Origin of the sequence: Serratia sp. (in: enterobacteria) (genome assembly GCF_046715635.1) — a bacterium.
Lineage (GTDB): Bacteria > Pseudomonadota > Gammaproteobacteria > Enterobacterales > Enterobacteriaceae > Chania.
Window position 1 is genome coordinate 1 of the sequence record NZ_JBKJYW010000123.1, and the last position, 16530, is coordinate 16530.

Below are 16530 nucleotides of genomic sequence, written 5' to 3' on the forward strand. Positions count from 1 at the left end.
GCTGTGCGGCGCAATCCCTTTCGATACTCGTCAACCCTCGTCACTGTTTATCCCACAACAGACACAATGGTTCGATCGTGAAACCCTGCAGGCCAACTTGGCGCCTGCTGCCGGATCGCTCCCTGAGATTGTGCGCCAAACCGAATTGCCAGCGCAGCCGCAGTTTATGCAGATGGTTAGCGATGCCGTACAGGCAACCAGCGGTGATCGATTGGATAAGGTGGTACTCGCCCGCCTGTTGGACATTGAAACCAGCAAGCCGGTAGACCACGCAGCGTTGATGACGCGCATCATTGCTCAGAATCCCCATGGCTTCCATTTCCACGTGCCGCTGGCAGAGGGGGCGTTGGTGGGAGCCAGCCCGGAGCTGCTGTTGCGTAAATTTGGTGACCAGTTCCATTCCAATCCGCTGGCGGGCTCGGCACGGCGCGAAAGCGATCCGCAGCGGGATCGTGCGGTCAGCGAACAGCTGTTGGTTTCAGGCAAAGATCGCTATGAGCACCAGATTGTGACCGAAGGTATGCGCCAGGTCTTGGCTGGGCGCTGCAGTCATTTAAATATTCCCGCTGTCCCCGAGCTGCTCAGCACCACCACGTTATGGCATCTTTCGACGCCTATCGACGGTGAAGTGGCCGCTCGGGCAGAGAATGCTCTGTCGCTGGCCTGCCTGCTGCACCCGACGCCGGCATTATGCGGTACCCCAACGCTGGCAGCGCGCGATCTTATCGAACAGCTTGAGCCGTTTGACCGGCAGCTGTTTGGCGGTATCGTCGGCTGGTGTGACGCCGAGGGCAACGGAGAATGGGTCGTCACCATCCGTTGCGGCACCGTTAAGGGTAATCAGGTACGCCTGTTTGCCGGTGCGGGTATCGTGCAGGATTCTTCCCCGCAGTCAGAATGGCACGAAACCGGTACCAAACTCAGCACCATTCTGCGTGCGTTTGGCCTTAATCAAGGATAGAGAGTCGCCCATGACTATTGCTTTTACCCCCTGGCCTGAAGAGTTCGCGCGCCGTTACCGCGAACGCGGCTATTGGATCGATCGGCCATTGACCGACATCTTGTCCCGTCAGGCCAACAATGACGCCATTGCCGTGATCGACCCACAACGCAGCTTGAGCTACCGCCAACTGGAACAGCTTTCCGACCGTCTAGGTGCCGCCTTGTTACGGCGCGGGCTACAATCCGGCGATACCGCGTTGGTTCAACTTGGCAACGTGATTGAATTCTATGTGGTGTTCTTTGCCCTGTTGAAAATCGGCGTGGTGCCGGTGAATGCCCTGTTCAGCCATCAACGTAGCGAACTGAACGCCTATGCCAGCCAAATCAAACCTGCGCTGCTGATTGCCGATCGCGATCACGCCCTGTTCGCTCAGCATCAGTTCCTGGATACGTTCAGAGAACAGCACCCTTCGCTACGGGTGGTTGGGCTGCGTAATCAGGCCGAAGGTGAACAGGCGTTGGCTGCCTGGCTGGAAGAGGAGTGCGGTGCTTTTGAACCGACACCAATGGCTGCCGATCGGGTGGCGTTTTTCCAGCTTTCCGGTGGCAGCACCGGTACGCCGAAGCTGATCCCGCGCACCCATAACGATTATTACTACAGCATTCGCCGCAGCGTAGAGATTTGCCGCTTCGACAGCGCTACCCGCTATCTGTGTGCGTTACCGGTGGCCCATAACTACCCAATGAGCTCTCCGGGCGTGTTGGGGGTGTTTTACGGGGCTGGGCTGGTGGTGTTTGCCAGCGATCCCGCTGCTGCCCAATGTTTCAAACTGATCGAACAGCATCAGATCACGGTCACTGCGTTGGTGCCGCCTGCCGTTACCCTGTGGCTACAGGCGATCGAAGAGTGGGGCAGTAATCAGCCGTTGGCCAGCCTGACGCTGCTGCAGGTTGGCGGAGCCAAATTGGGGGAAACCCTGGCGGCCCGTATACGCAATGAGATCGGCTGCCAGTTGCAACAGGTATTTGGCATGGCCGAAGGGCTGGTGAACTACACCTTGCTGGATGACGACGACCAGCACATTCTCACCACCCAAGGCACGCCCATGTGCCCGGACGATGAGCTGTGGGTAGCCGATGAGCAGGGTAATCCGCTGCCGGTAGGGGAAACGGGCCGCCTGATGACGCGTGGGCCATACACCTTCCGCGGCTATTACCAAAGCCCTGAGCATAATGCCGAAGCCTTTGACGAGAACGGTTTCTACTGTTCCGGCGATCTGATCAGCCTGACGGCGGACGGCTATGTGCAGGTGCAAGGGCGGCAGAAAGATCAAATTAACCGCGGCGGCGAAAAGATTGCTGCAGAAGAAATTGAAAACCTGCTACTGCGCCACCCGGCGGTGATTAACGCCGCGCTGGTGTCGATGCCGGACGATCTGATGGGTGAAAAAAGCTGCGCCTTTGTGATTGCGCACGAGGTCGTCAAACCCGTGGTGCTGCGCCGCCATCTGCGTGAGCAGGGCGTGGCCGAATTTAAATTACCCGACCGTTTTATTCAGGTGGAGTCACTGCCGTTAACCCCGGTCGGTAAAGTCGATAAAAAACTGCTGCGTGAACGCCTGGAAGCGCAACAACTGGCTCAGGCCAAAGGAGAGTAAGTCATGGCGATCCCTAAACTAAACGATTATGCGTTGCCAACGCCGAGCGAACTGCCGGTCAACAAGGTTAACTGGGCCTTCGAGCCACAGCGCGCAGCACTGCTGATCCACGACATGCAGCAATATTTCCTCAATTTCTGGGGTGAAGATAGCCCGCTGATCAAACAGGTGGTCGAGAACATCGCCGCTCTGCGCCGCTACTGCAAGCAGCAGGGGATCCCGGTGTTTTACACCGCGCAGCCTAATCAGCAAAGTGATGAAGACCGTGCCTTGCTGAATGATATGTGGGGGCCGGGGCTGAACAAGCACCCAGAGCAGCAGGCGGTGGTCAGCGAATTGGCGCCGGATGCTGACGATACGGTGCTGGTTAAATGGCGTTACAGCGCGTTCCACCGCTCGCCGCTGCAAGAGATCCTGCAAGAAAGCGGGCGCGATCAGCTGATTATTTGCGGCGTCTACGCGCATATTGGCTGCATGACCACGGCTATCGACGCCTTTATGCGTAACATCAAGCCGTTTATGGTGGCCGATGGCCTGGCGGACTTCTCCCGCGAGGAACACCTAATGGCCCTGCGCTACACCGCCGGGCGCTGTGGCCGGGTGGTGACCACCGCCGATCTGCTACCCGGTATTGCCAGCATCGATGCGCTGCGCCAGCAAATTATCCCGTTGCTTGATGAAGATAGCGAAGACATCGGCAATGATGAAAACCTGATCGACTACGGTCTGGACTCGGTGCGTATCATGGAGTTGGCAACCCGCTGGCGTAAGATTCGTGAAGATATCGATTTTATCGCACTGGCCAAATCACCCACCATCGATAGCTGGTGGGCGTTGCTTTCCGAGAGGAGATCCTGATGGCTAAAGAACAGGAATTTAGCGGTAAACGCGTTTGGGTGACCGGTGCCGGTGCGGGGATTGGTTATCAAACCGCATTGGCATTTGCGCAGAGTGGGGCCGAGGTTATCGGCTTCGATCTGCATTTTGGCGATCTGGACTATCCGTTCCGCACCGAGGTGCTGGATATCACCGATGCCGCTGCGGTAGATAGCGTTTGTCAGCGTTTATTGGCGGAACATGAGCGGTTGGACGTGTTGGTCAATGGAGCTGGCGTTCTGCGCATGGGGTTGACCGATGAAACCAGCAATGCGGACTGGCTGGCCTGCATGGCAGTGAATGCCGGTGGTGCTTTTAACCTGTTCCGTCATACCTTGCCGGTGTTTCGCCGCCAGAAGCAGGGGGCCATAGTGAGCATTGCCTCTAACGCGGCCCATGTGCCACGTGTTGGTATGGCTGCCTACTGCGCCTCCAAGGCCGCTATGCGCAGTCTGTGTCAAACCGTGGGGCTGGAAATGGCGCCTTATGGGGTGCGCAGTAACCTGGTTTCCCCTGGATCGACCAATACCCCGATGCTGCGCGGGATGTGGCAGGATGAACATGGTGAAAGCAATATGATCAAGGGATTCCCTGACCAGTTTAAGTTGGGGATCCCGTTGGGCAAGATTGCCCAACCGCAGGAAATTGCCGATGCGATCCTGTTCCTGGCGTCTGACCGGGCTAGCCATATCACGATGCAGGATATTGTGATTGATGGTGGGGCGACGTTGGCGGCTTGAGTTTGGGTTGGTTGGGTGATTTGAATAGGGGGCTGATTTTTCAGCTCCTTTTTTTGTTTTTGGGGAGGTCAGTTTGGCAGAAAGACTGGATGTTGATGTTCGCCGATAGTTAGGTTGAAGGTGATATTACTGGTGGCACGGACTGTTCCCTCTCCTTGGGGAGAGGGTTAGGGTGAGGGAGATATCACTGTGGCCGAAGGAGTTGGCTTTTAGGTAGGTCAAAAGAAGTAGGGTGCGTGCATTAGGCACCTGTTCGGTGGGTCTGGCAGGATGACCGGCCGCCGCCGTTGTCTCGCAAGCGAGACTCGAACCTGAACGCAGGCTCTCACCCACACGACCCTTCTTTGCGTATGGGGTGAGGGAGACGGTACGGTAGTGTAGTGTACATATGCGAAAAAGGCGCCTAAAGACGCCTTTTTCTAAATAGTGGTGGGTCGTGCAGGATTCGAACCTGCGACCAATTGATTAAAAGTCAACTGCTCTACCAACTGAGCTAACGACCCAATTTCCTAGCTGCTTTAACATCTTGCAAGTTGTCTTGGCAACGGCGGCATATATTACTAATTTATCTCAGCAGCGCAACCTAAATTTTGGCGCAATAGGTTCAACTGCTTGTTCTTCACGCGAATGAGCCCAGAATTCGGTCAAATCGACTAACTTCTGGGCTCAGTTTTTACTTATAAAGCTGCTTCGCGTTTCTTGGCCTGCTTGGCCGCATCGCTGGTCGGGTACGATTTGATCACCTGCTGGTAAACGGCTTTGGCTTTATCAGCCTGGCCTTTTTCCTGCATGATCACCCCAACTTTATACATTGCGTCCGGTGCCTTGGGTGATTTTGGGTAACTCTTAACCACCACTGCATAATAGTATGCCGCGTCTTCCTTCTTACCCTTGTTGTAGTACAACTGGCCCAGCCAATAGTTGGCATTAGGCAGGTAATTGGATTTCGGATACTGCTTTATGAAAGCCTGAAAAGCGGAGATTGCCTGGTCATACTGCTTTTTTTCCAGCGCCAGTGACACAGCGGCGTTGTAGTCGCTGTTTTCATCGCCCGTACTAGCCGCAGCGGCTGTCGCACCCGCAGGAGCGCTGCCAGCGCCGTCAGAGGACGCCGCGGCGGCTGTACCACCTGCGACCCCTGCTGCTGCACCAGCGGAATTCTGTGCGCCACCCTGGCTAAGGCTATCCATCTGTTGATAGATCTGTTTCTGGCGTTCAACCACCTGATTCAACTGATACTGACTTTCCTGGATCTGCCCACGGAGCGTATCGATATCGCGTTGGTTGTCAGAGAGTTGTTGCTGGAGTTGGTTCAAAAGCTGGCCCTGAGCATTACTGATACGCTCAAGTGATGTGACACGGTCTTCGACCGAGCCGGAGCCGACATTACTGATTGGCGCTTGGGCAGTAGCGGCCCATGGGACCGCTACGCCAACCAGTAACGCCAGACTCAACAGGTGACGTCTGAAGTTACTGTTCATGCGATTCTCTTAGTAAACCAGAACGGCACGACGGTTTTTAGCATAGGCTGCTTCGTCGTGGCCCAGTACTGCTGGTTTTTCTTTACCGTAAGAAACGATAGAGATCTGGTCAGCAGAAACGCCTTTGCCTTGCAGGTACATTTTAACTGCGTTAGCACGACGCTCACCCAGAGCGATGTTGTATTCTGGCGTGCCGCGCTCATCCGCGTGACCTTCAACAGTCACTTTGTAGGATGGGTTGTTACGCAGGAAAGCAGCATGTGCATCCAGCATCTGAGCGAACTCAGAGCTGACGTCATATTTGTCCAGGCCGAAGTAAACAATGTTGTTACGTTGCAGTTCTTGCATCTGCAGACGTGCTTGTTCTTCAGAAGACAGGTTGCTGCTGCCGTTTTCTGTACCAGTGCCAGCGCCCATACCGGATTGATCGTTATTAGCGCTTTTGTTAGAACTACAAGCTGCTACAGCCAGAACTGGCAGTGCCAGCAGAAGCCCTTTCAGCACTTTGTTCAGTTGCATTTCTTTGATCCTTTTATAGTTTTTGCCATACATATTTTAAACATGCATCACAGATACGGCGACCAGGCAGGGAATTTGACCTGTCCATCGGTTGCCGGAAGACGCGCTTTGAAGCGCCCATCAGTCGATACCAACTGCAGCACGGAGCCCATACCTTGCGTGGAGCTATAGATCACCATGGTGCCGTTTGGTGCGATACTAGGCGTTTCATCCAGGAACGTGTCCGTTAACATTTGAACGGCTCCCGATCCAAGATCTTGTTTGGCGATATGCTGAACCCCATTATTGGAGCTCACCATCACCAGGAATTTACCGTCGAAGCTGACATCAGAGTCCTGATTCTGGGCACCTTCCCAGGTCAGACGCTGTGGTGCGCCGCCGTTGGCGCCAACCTTATAAATCTGTGGGCGACCACCCTGGTCAGAGGTATAAGCCAGAGATTGGCCATCTGGGAACCAGCTCGGTTCGGTGTTGTTGCTACGGCCATCGGTGATCTGGCTGATTTGGCCAGAGCCCAGGTTCATCACGTACAGGTTCAGGCTGCCAGTTTTGGACAGCGCGAATGCCAGGCGGCTACCGTCTGGAGAGAAGGCAGGTGCACCGTTGTGACGTGGGAATGAAGCCACCTGACGGATGGCACCATCAGACAGGTTCTGGATCACCAGCGCTGATTTACCGCTCTCAAAGGTCACGTAGGCCAGTTTGCTGCCATCCGGCGACCAGGCTGGAGACATCAGTGGCTCTGGTGAACGATGCACGGGAACCTGGTTAAAGCCGTCGTAATCCGATACGCGCAGTTCATACGGGAATTTCCCGCCATTGGTTTGCACCACGTAAGCGATGCGGGTACGGAACGCGCCCTTGATACCGGTCAGCTTCTCAAATACGCCATCGCTGGCGGTATGAGCCGCATAACGCAGCCACTGTTTGGTCACTTTAAACTGGTTCTGTGCCAATACCGTGCCAGGCGAACCTGAAGTATCGACCAGTTGGTAGGAAACCAGGTAGCTGCCGTCGGCACCAGGCTGAACCTGGCCTACCACTACGGCATCAATGCCCAGCGCAGTCCAGGCCGCCGGCGTCACTTCAGACGCGGTGGTAGGCTGCTGCGGCATACGTGCCACATCAATCGGGTTGAATTTGCCGCTGTTACGGAGATCTGCGCCAACGATCTGGCCAACATCTTCCGGAGGCGTGCCTGGACCCGCCCATTTAAATGGCACCACGCCAATTGGACGAGCGGAGTCGACCCCTTGGGTGATTTCAATGCGAACTTCCGCATGCAGCACGGATGCCCACAGAACTAAAAGACCTAATGCTACTCGAAATGCCTGCTTCATCTCATCTCCCTTATCCAGACGGTATGCCTGCGATAATTTAGCAGAATTTTAACAAACCAATGCCAACAAAACTACATAATCCCTGTTGGTGACCTTGGTACATCCATGCACTTTACTCGGTTAAAACAATCATTATTACGGCTTAAATGTAAGGGGAGCATTCTTAAATACCTCATACACTGCTTGGCTCGGTGGCTTAGGAATACGGGCCTGGTTAGCTGCTGCTATTGCAGCTTGGCACAAGGCGGGATCTCCCCCCTCAGCTTTTACGCTTTTCAAGAATCCATCTGGTGCTAGTTGAATACGTAAGTCACAAGTTTTTCCTTTGTAAAGGTCAGAATCATAAAACTTGTTTTCTATTGCATGCTTAATCTGCCCCAGATAGCTATTAATTTCAGCACCGCTTGCCCCGGCAGTCTTAGCATTACCCTCTCCCACAGGTTTGCCGTCGCCTTTAGCCTTCGCTGCTCCGCCACCTTTCGGCGCATTTTTACCATCGGCCAAGCTACCAAATACATCTTCAGCAAGGGCAGACTGTTTAGCGGCTTCAGCGGCTGCCTTTTTCTTGGCATCTGCAGCTTTCTTGGCTGCGGCAGCCTTCTCGGCAGCGGCGGCTTTTTTCGCTTCCTCTGCTGTAGCTTTCTTCTCGGCATCAGCGGCAGCTTTTTTCTCTGCGGCTTCAGTTGCCTTCTGTTCTGCGGCAGCTGCGGCCTCTTTCTTCGCCTCTTCCGCCTGCTTTTTAGCAGCAGCGGCGGCGGCAGCTTCTTTCTTGGCCTCCGCTTCGGCTTTCTTCTGTGCGTCTGCCTGCGCCTTGGCTATTTTATCCGCCTCGGCTTTGGCTTTCGCCGCAGCCTGCTCGGCTGCTTTCTGTTGTTCTTTGGCCTTGGCCGCAGCGGCTTCTGCCGCTTTCTGCTGCTCTGTGGCCTGCTGCTGTTGTTCAGCAGCTTTCTTCTGCTGTTCGGCCTGTGCCTTGGCGTCCTGCGCGGCTTTTTCCTGCGCGGCCAAACGCTCTTGTTCCAGTTCTTTCAGGCGCTGTTGTTCCGCCGCCTGCTTCTGCTGCAGCTCTTCAGCCTGCTGCTCCGCCTTCTTCTGGCGCTGCTTTTCTGCACGCTGTGCATCGCTGCTCTGTTGCTGCTGGCGATTGTACTGCTCGACTACCGCCCCTGGATCGACCATCACGGCCCCGACCACGGAACCATCACCGCCGCCGCCTGCACTACTCATTTCAGTATTTTCGTACAGCGAACCCCAGATCAACAGGGCAATCAATAGAATGTGCAGAACCACCGAAACAATTACGGATCGGTTCAGCTTATCATTTTGCTCAGTTGCCTTTACCAAAATAGAATCCCAAAAACTGCTGCTTAAACGGGGTTCCTGCGCCACAAGGCAGGAACCGGGTTGCCACTGACCTTACGGTTAGATTGGCTGGGTCATCAACCCTACGGAAGCGACACCCGCCTGATGCAGAATATTCAATGCCTTGATAATCTCATCGTACGGTACTTCCTTGGCCCCACCGATCAAAAACACCGTCTTAGGATTAGCTGCCAGGCGCGACTTGGCCTCGGCCGCCACCTGCTCAGGCGGCAACAGCTCCATACGGTTGTGATCCACCACCAGGGTGTACTGACCTATGCCGGAAACTTCCAGGATCACCGGTGGATTATCGTCACTGGACACCGTTTTAGAATCGGTGGCATCAGGCAAATCAACTTCAACGCTTTGGGTGATGATTGGCGCGGTTGCCATAAAGATCAGCAACAGCACCAACAAGACGTCCAGCAGCGGAACAATGTTGATTTCCGACTTCAGCTCACGCTTGTTACGACCACGAACTTTCGCCATGCTACCCTCCTACTTCTTATTTGCTGTCGCTGGAGAAGGCCTGACGATGCAGAATAGCGGTGAACTCTTCCATAAAGTTGTCGTAATTCTGCTCAAGCTTGTTAACGCGCTGGTTGAGGCGGTTATAGGCCATAACGGCAGGGATCGCGGCAAACAGGCCGATAGCCGTGGCGATCAACGCTTCGGCGATACCCGGTGCCACCATCTGCAAGGTGGCTTGTTTCACCGCGCCCAGGGCGATAAAGGCGTGCATAATCCCCCACACGGTACCAAACAGGCCGATATACGGGCTGATGGACCCCACGGTGCCGAGGAAAGGAATATGGTTTTCCAGCGTTTCCAGCTCACGGTTCATCGAAATACGCATCGCACGCGTTGCCCCTTCGATCACCGACTCTGGCGCATGGCTGTTGGCACGGTGCAAACGGGCAAACTCTTTGAAACCGGAATGGAAAATCTGCTCTGACCCAGTCAGGCTATCGCGACGTGCCTGGCTTTCCTGATACAGACGGGAAAGCTCGATACCAGACCAGAATTTGTCTTCGAAAGCTTCGGCGTCACGAGTGGCCGCATTGAGAATGCGGGTCCGCTGGATGATAATCGCCCAAGAAGCCACTGAAAAGCATATCAAAATCAGCATGATAAACTTGACCAGCAGGCTCGCCTTCAAGAATAGATCTAGGATGTTCATGTCAGTCACTGCTTAAACTCCGCGACAATAGACTTAGGAAGCGCTATCGGCTTCATTTGGTGTGGATCAATGCATGCAATCAATACATCGGCCTGACTCAAGAGAGTACCGTCAGAATTAACAATGCGTTGAGCAAACGTAAGAGAAGCCCCGCGTATTGAGGTGATTTTGCTCCGCACTTCCAGCAGGTCGTCAAGACGTGCAGGTAGCAGGTAATCCACCGTCATACGCCGGACAGCGAAAGCGACATGTTCTTCACTGAGCAGCTGCTGTTGATGAAAGTTATGTTGACGCAGCATCTCAGTGCGCGCTCTTTCATAAAAGGCGACGTAACGGGCGTGGTAGACCACACCACCGGCATCGGTATCCTCGTAGTAAACGCGTACCGGCCATCGAAACAACTGATTACTCACTCTACTTCCCAGCAAGGCAATTTAACGATTGCTACTATACGCAAGACGGATCGGGTTGGGAATGGGTTACTGAATGGGAATGAAAATAATTATGGGCCTGAACGGCCCATAACATGGGGGATGAACAGCAGATTATAAAGAAACGTAAAGTAATCCTGCGGCCAAGATCACAATTGCAGGTAATGGCGCGAAAAATGCACGCCAAAACGTGCTCTGAGACCGGAAACCGACACCGTGAACGATGCCCGCACATACCGCCCAGATCAGCAAGATGCCCTGCCATATCTCTAACGAGCTGGTACGTGCAGCAAAGCGGCTAGGATCCCAAAAGATACATCCCGCCAAAATCACCGCCAGCACCAATGAAAGGGCCCGAACCGGGCCCTTGTCGGTGATAGCGTACAGCTTATCCACCAGTGACGAACTCATCACTTACCGTCTTGCTGCGCTTTTGAATCTTCACTGTGCTCAAGCGCCAGCGCCGTGATGATACCAAAGGCACAGGCAAGAAGCGTTCCGAGGATCCAGGCAAAATACCACATGGTTTAGCTCCTTTTGCTTAGTACAGAGAATGTTTATTCTCTTCGATGTAGTTCTTATCCAGGCGACCAAACATTTTGTAGTACGCCCAAGCGGTGTACGCCAGAACGATTGGCACGAAGATAATGGCAACAACGGTCATCACCTGCAGCGTGAACAGGCTGGATGTCGCATCCCACATGGTCAGGCTGACGTTAGGTACGGTGCTTGATGGCATAACGAATGGGAACATGGTTACCCCAGCCGTCAGGATCACACAGGCAATCGTCAGTGATGAACTCAGGAACGCCATCGCAGCTCTGTCTAAACGGGCAAACAGGATGGTGAACAGTGGCAGAACCACGCCCAGCGCCGGCAGTGCCCACAGGATTGGATACTTGTTGTAGTTGATCAACCAGGCACCCGCCTGATGAGCGACTTCTTTACGCAGTGGGTTGGATTCCGCTGCCGTATCCAGTGCTGAGGTGACCACGAAACCGTCGATACCTTTCACCAGCCAGATACCCGCCAACAGGAAGCATATGCCCATCACCAGCGCAGAAATCTGCGCCGCAGCGCGTGAGCGCAGGTGGATTTCGGCAGTGGTACGCATCTGCAGGTAGGTTGCCCCCTGAGTCACCAGCATAGTCAGGCTGACAATACCGGCCAGCAAACCAAACGGGTTCAACAGTTGGAAGAAGTTGCCGGTATAGAACAGGCGCAGATAGGAGTCTACATGGAACGGCACACCCTGTAACAGGTTACCGAACGCCACGCCGAACACTACCGCAGGCACGAAGCTACCGATAAAGATGCCCCAGTCCCACATGTTACGCCAGGTGCTGTTCTCCAGCTTCGAGCGGTAGTCAAAACCGACCGGGCGGAAGAACAAGGCTGCCAGCACCAGGATCATGGCCACATAGAAACCAGAGAACGCGGCGGCATAGACCATCGGCCAGGCGGCAAACAATGCGCCACCGGCGGTGATCAGCCACACCTGGTTACCGTCCCAGTGCGGGGCAATGGCGTTAATCATTACCCGGCGCTCAGTATCGGTTTTACCGATGATGCGCATCAGAATACCGACACCCATATCGAAACCATCGGTGACGGCGAAACCGATCAGCAAGATGCCAATCAGGAGCCACCAGATAAATCGCAATACTTCGTAATCAAACATATCTTGGACTCCTGTTTAGCGCGCTTCCTGCACGGCGGCAGTCGGTTGTTCAAAGTGGTAGCGGCCAGTTTTCAGGCTGCTTGGACCCAGACGTGCAAATTTGAACATCAGGTACATTTCAGCCACCAGGAACAGGGTGTACAAGCCGCATATCAGCCCCATCGAGAACAGAATGTCGCCTGCGGTCAGCGAAGAGGTGGCGACTGCGGTTGGCAGCACCTCACCTATCGCCCACGGCTGACGGCCATACTCCGCCACGAACCAGCCCGCTTCAACGGCAATCCAAGGTAATGGCAGGCCATACAGCGCGGCACGAAGCAGCCATTTCTTCTGACCAATACGCCCACGTACCACGCTCAAGAACGACAGGCCGATAATAAACAGCATCAGCACACCACAGGCCACCATGATACGGAAGGCAAAGTACAGTGGAGCAACGCGCGGAATAGAATCTTTGGTTGCCTGCTGGATCTGCGCTTCCGTTGCGTCGGTGACGTTTTCGGTATAGCGCTTGAGCAGCATGCCGTAGCCCAGATCCTGCTTGGTATCGTTGAATGCGGTACGCACTGCCGGATCGGTATTACCACCACGCAGTTCTTCCAGCAGCTGGTAAGCCTTCATACCGTTACGGATACGTACCTGGTGCTGCGCCATCAGATCGCGCAGGCCGATAACCGGCGTGTCGATGGAACGGGTAGCAATCAGGCCGAGTGCCCAAGGGATCTGAATCGCGAATGAGTTCTCCATTGTCTCCTGGTTCGGAATACCGAACAGGGTAAATGCGGCCGGAGCCGGTTGAGTTTCCCATTCGGCTTCAATGGCAGCCAGTTTGGTTTTCTGCACGTCCCCCATTTCGTAACCGGATTCATCACCCAGTACGATAACGGAAAGGATAGCAGCCATACCGAAGCTGGCAGCGATGGCGAACGAACGCTTGGCAAAGGCGATGTCACGCCCTTTCAGCAGATAGTAGGCACTGATGCCCAGCACGAACATCGCGCCGGTGGTGTAGCCAGAGGCCACGGTGTGAACAAACTTCACCTGTGCGACCGGGTTGAGAACCAGCTCGGAGAAGCTGAGCATCTCCATACGCATGGTTTCAAAGTTGAAGTCGGAGGCGATTGGGTTTTGCATCCAGCCGTTGGCGACCAGGATCCACAACGCAGACAGGTTTGAGCCGAGAGCAACAAACCAGGTGACCGTCATGTGCTGGATCTTGCTCAGGCGATCCCAGCCGAAGAAGAACAGACCGACCAGCGTCGATTCCAGGAAGAACGCCATCAGACCTTCGATAGCCAGCGGGGCCCCGAAGATATCACCGACGTAATGAGAGAAGTACGACCAGTTGGTCCCGAACTGGAACTCCATGGTCAACCCGGTGGCCACACCCAGAGCAAAGTTGATTGCAAATAACTTGCCCCAGAATTTGGTCATATCTTTATAAATTTGTTTGCCGGACAGCACATATACCGTTTCCATAATTGCCAGCAAAAACGCCATACCCAGCGTTAATGGGACAAATAGGAAGTGGTACATCGCCGTTAAAGCAAACTGTAAGCGCGACAGTTCGACAATATCAAACATCTTGACTCCTTGCTCCTCGCAGGAAGACTCCGACTTGCGGTTATCGGTATTACTCCCGAAAGAGTAGCCGGTAACGCCCCGCAGTGAATGCCCTTAAAACACAACAAAATTTGATCCAGCCTCTCCGCTTTCAACCGCACGTTCAGAGCCAGACCACGAGGGGCAGGAGCAAAACGCACCAATGAAAACCGACAGCGGGTAACAAATGCAACAAGATCAGCCATCCGTAATTACACAATGGCATGATACTCGCCAAAGCCCATACAATAAATAGGTATTTGCGTGACACAGGTTGGACTTTTGGCTACAGGTCAAAAATCAGCCTAAATAGGTAGCTAGGCCTATATTGATCTAAAACAATTTAAGCCTATCTGCATATTATTGCTAGGCTCATTACACATTTTGCTGTAATTTCCCAGCGCTCATGTTAAGCAATGGTTTAATTGTTTTTTATTGATATCTTTGTGTTAAATAAATGTAATTTAAAATACCTCCAATTGTATTACTCCAGCATTACCATTCGATAGATATTAACTTTTTATTTTCAATAGTCATTGCAGTGAGTTAACTCACAAATCTGCTTTTTGCTAAGTAATCATAGACCATGTTGCGAGGTTGATCCCAGAACCTGCAAATACTGAGTGGTCAGCTCGCACCTCCCGCAACAATGCCTTGCAAAACGCCCTTCTCTCTCAGTGACATACAAAAAAAGGCCGCCCAAAGGCGGCCAAACATGTCGAGATATTATTTTCCCCGTCGTCTTTCAAGTCACAGCGTTGTTATCTGCACTTGGTTACTCGGCCCATCCTTGGACCTCGCCCCTTCGGGGCCGCCGTGTACAGCGTTCAAATCTGTTCCCGACAGATTTGTCACCTCAGTCACTTACTCAAGTAAGCTCCTGGGGATGGGGAAGTTGGTCGCCTAGCTGTAACTTGAAATCCATAGGGGATACTTTTGACGTATTAACGATTCAGGATCGCCTTCACTGCATCACCGATATCAGCCAGGCTGCGTACTGTTTTCACCCCTGCCGCTTCCAGAGCCGCGAATTTCTCATCCGCAGTCCCTTTACCGCCGGCAATGATGGCGCCAGCATGGCCCATACGCTTGCCTTTAGGTGCAGTAACACCGGCGATATAACCCACCACCGGCTTGGTGACGTGCTCTTTGATATAGGCCGCCGCTTCTTCTTCCGCGCTGCCGCCAATCTCACCGATCATCACGATAGCTTCGGTCTGCGGATCTTCCTGGAACAACTTCAGGATATCAATAAAGTTGGAACCCGGGATCGGGTCACCACCGATACCTACGCAGGTAGACTGCCCCAGACCGGCATCAGTGGTTTGTTTTACCGCTTCATAGGTCAGAGTACCTGAACGGGAAACGATGCCTACCTTGCCTGGCAGGTGAATATGGCCAGGCATGATACCGATCTTGCATTCGCCCGGGGTGATCACACCTGGGCAGTTCGGGCCGATCATGCGCACGCCGGCTTCATCCAGCTTCACTTTCACGGTCAGCATATCCAGGGTTGGGATACCTTCGGTGATGGTGATGATCAATTTGATGCCTGCATCGATGGCTTCCAGAATGGAGTCTTTGCAGAATGGCGCTGGCACGTAGATGACAGACGCGGTGGCACCGGTCGCTTCAACAGCTTCACGCACGGTGTTGAACACTGGCAGACCCAGGTGCTGAGTACCACCTTTGCCTGGCGTCACGCCGCCGACCATTTTGGTGCCGTAAGCGATAGCTTGTTCGGAGTGGAAGGTACCCTGGCTACCGGTGAAACCCTGGCAAATGACTTTGGTGTTCTTATCGATTAAAATGGACATTATTTACCCTCCACTGCCGCAACAACTTGCTGAGCCGCATCAGTCAGGCTGGTCGCAGCAATGATATTCAAACCGCTGTCCGCCAGTTTCTTGGCGCCCAGTTCGGCGTTGTTCCCTTCCAAGCGCACCACCACCGGGACGTTAACGCCCACTTCGGCTACCGCGCCAATGATACCGTCGGCGATCAGATCGCAACGTACGATACCACCGAAGATGTTAACCAGAACCGCTTTCACCTTGTCGTCAGACAGGATGATTTTGAAGGCTTCGGTCACGCGCTCTTTGGTTGCACCACCGCCCACGTCCAGGAAGTTGGCAGGTTCGCCGCCGTGCAGTTTCACGATGTCCATGGTACCCATCGCCAGACCGGCACCGTTCACCATGCAACCGATGTTACCGTCGAGGGCAACATAGTTCAGCTCCCACTGGGCCGCACGGGATTCACGCTCGTCTTCCTGGGAAGGGTCACGCATTTCACGCAGTTCGGACTGGCGGAACAGGGCGTTGCCATCGGCACCCAGCTTACCGTCCAGGCAGATCAGATCGCCCTGCTTGGTCACTACCAACGGGTTGATCTCAACCATGGCCAGATCGCGCTCCAGGAACAGCGTTGCCAGGCCCATGAAGATTTTGGCAAACTGGCCGACTTGCTTACCGGTCAGGCCCAGTTTGAACGCCAGTTCACGACCCTGGTAAGGCTGTGGGCCTGCCAGTGGGTCGATGGTCATTTTGTGGATCAGTTCCGGGGTCTCTTCCGCAACTTTTTCAATTTCAACGCCGCCTTCGGTGGAAGCCATAAACACTACGCGACGGCTGGCACGGTCAACACCGCCCCCAGATACAGCTCTTTGTCGATGTCGGTGGCCGCTTCTACCAGGATCTGGTGAACCGGCTGGCCCAGCGC

General features: G+C 54.1%; 16 protein-coding genes, 1 tRNA gene and 1 pseudogene. 4 read left to right on the forward strand and 14 right to left on the reverse strand.

What is annotated here, in order from left to right; all coding sequences use genetic code 11:
* The 4 genes from ACLQ7H_RS05880 to dhbA all read left to right on the forward strand — a co-directional run.
* Positions 1 to 961 (forward strand): isochorismate synthase (locus ACLQ7H_RS05880; RefSeq protein WP_411751870.1); only part of this gene is annotated, 961 nt, incomplete at its 5' end.
* A gap of 10 nt (positions 962 to 971) precedes the next feature.
* On the forward strand, positions 972 to 2600 hold the full coding sequence (locus ACLQ7H_RS05885) for a (2,3-dihydroxybenzoyl)adenylate synthase (protein ID WP_411751871.1): 1629 nt from the start codon (positions 972 to 974) through the stop codon (positions 2598 to 2600).
* Between the two features lie 3 nt (positions 2601 to 2603).
* Positions 2604 to 3458 (forward strand): isochorismatase, encoded by an 855-nt coding sequence (locus tag ACLQ7H_RS05890; RefSeq protein ID WP_248947753.1) that lies wholly within the window; start codon positions 2604 to 2606, stop codon positions 3456 to 3458.
* Positions 3458 to 4216, forward strand: coding sequence for a 2,3-dihydro-2,3-dihydroxybenzoate dehydrogenase (gene dhbA, locus ACLQ7H_RS05895; RefSeq protein ID WP_411751872.1), 759 nt, complete (start codon positions 3458 to 3460; stop codon positions 4214 to 4216). Before ACLQ7H_RS05890 ends, dhbA begins: the two co-directional genes overlap by 1 nt.
* A 427-nt stretch (positions 4217 to 4643) precedes the next feature.
* Here dhbA and ACLQ7H_RS05900 read toward each other — a convergent pair.
* The 14 genes and pseudogenes from ACLQ7H_RS05900 to sucC all read right to left on the reverse strand — a co-directional run.
* Positions 4644 to 4719: transfer RNA gene (locus tag ACLQ7H_RS05900), tRNA-Lys, on the reverse strand.
* 174 nt (positions 4720 to 4893) lie between these two features.
* Entirely contained in the window at positions 4894 to 5697 is an 804-nt protein-coding gene (gene cpoB, locus ACLQ7H_RS05905) for a cell division protein CpoB (RefSeq protein WP_411751873.1), read from the reverse strand.
* 9 nt (positions 5698 to 5706) lie between these two features.
* Positions 5707 to 6216 carry a peptidoglycan-associated lipoprotein Pal gene (pal, locus tag ACLQ7H_RS05910; RefSeq protein ID WP_021805257.1) on the reverse strand — a complete coding sequence of 170 codons (510 nt, stop codon included), beginning with the start codon at positions 6214 to 6216 and terminating at the stop codon, positions 5707 to 5709.
* A gap of 47 nt (positions 6217 to 6263) precedes the next feature.
* Entirely contained in the window at positions 6264 to 7556 is a 1293-nt protein-coding gene (gene tolB / locus ACLQ7H_RS05915; RefSeq protein WP_411751874.1) for a Tol-Pal system protein TolB, read from the reverse strand.
* Positions 7557 to 7691: 135 nt separating this feature from the next.
* Positions 7692 to 8897 (reverse strand): cell envelope integrity protein TolA, encoded by a 1206-nt coding sequence (tolA, locus tag ACLQ7H_RS05920; RefSeq protein WP_411751878.1) that lies wholly within the window; start codon positions 8895 to 8897, stop codon positions 7692 to 7694.
* Positions 8898 to 8975: 78 nt separating this feature from the next.
* The gene (tolR, locus tag ACLQ7H_RS05925) at positions 8976 to 9404 is read right to left on the reverse strand and encodes a colicin uptake protein TolR (RefSeq protein WP_411751875.1); all 429 of its coding nucleotides are present in this window, start codon (positions 9402 to 9404) and stop codon (positions 8976 to 8978) included.
* Positions 9405 to 9420: 16 nt separating this feature from the next.
* The gene (tolQ, locus tag ACLQ7H_RS05930) at positions 9421 to 10104 is read right to left on the reverse strand and encodes a Tol-Pal system protein TolQ (protein WP_024483139.1); all 684 of its coding nucleotides are present in this window, start codon (positions 10102 to 10104) and stop codon (positions 9421 to 9423) included.
* Positions 10101 to 10508, reverse strand: a complete 408-nt coding sequence (gene ybgC, locus ACLQ7H_RS05935; RefSeq protein ID WP_248944962.1) for a tol-pal system-associated acyl-CoA thioesterase — start codon at positions 10506 to 10508, stop codon at positions 10101 to 10103. The genes tolQ and ybgC overlap by 4 nt, the downstream gene beginning before the upstream one ends.
* A 132-nt stretch (positions 10509 to 10640) precedes the next feature.
* Entirely contained in the window at positions 10641 to 10937 is a 297-nt protein-coding gene (gene ybgE / locus ACLQ7H_RS05940; RefSeq protein ID WP_021805264.1) for a cyd operon protein YbgE, read from the reverse strand.
* Entirely contained in the window at positions 10937 to 11050 is a 114-nt protein-coding gene (gene cydX, locus ACLQ7H_RS05945; protein ID WP_021805265.1) for a cytochrome bd-I oxidase subunit CydX, read from the reverse strand. Before cydX ends, ybgE begins: the two co-directional genes overlap by 1 nt.
* Positions 11051 to 11067: 17 nt before the next feature.
* Positions 11068 to 12207: a cytochrome d ubiquinol oxidase subunit II gene (gene cydB, locus ACLQ7H_RS05950; protein WP_411751876.1), complete on the reverse strand. Its 1140-nt coding sequence runs from the start codon at positions 12205 to 12207 to the stop codon at positions 11068 to 11070.
* A gap of 15 nt (positions 12208 to 12222) precedes the next feature.
* Positions 12223 to 13791 carry a cytochrome ubiquinol oxidase subunit I gene (gene cydA, locus ACLQ7H_RS05955; RefSeq protein ID WP_411751877.1) on the reverse strand — a complete coding sequence of 523 codons (1569 nt, stop codon included), beginning with the start codon at positions 13789 to 13791 and terminating at the stop codon, positions 12223 to 12225.
* 962 nt (positions 13792 to 14753) lie between these two features.
* A complete protein-coding gene (gene sucD / locus ACLQ7H_RS05960) occupies positions 14754 to 15626 on the reverse strand; it encodes a succinate--CoA ligase subunit alpha (RefSeq protein ID WP_024483143.1) in 873 nt (290 codons plus the stop codon).
* Positions 15626 to 16530, reverse strand: a pseudogene (sucC, locus tag ACLQ7H_RS05965) (ADP-forming succinate--CoA ligase subunit beta); the annotation flags it as partial. The pseudogene sucC and the gene sucD, both read right to left, overlap by 1 nt.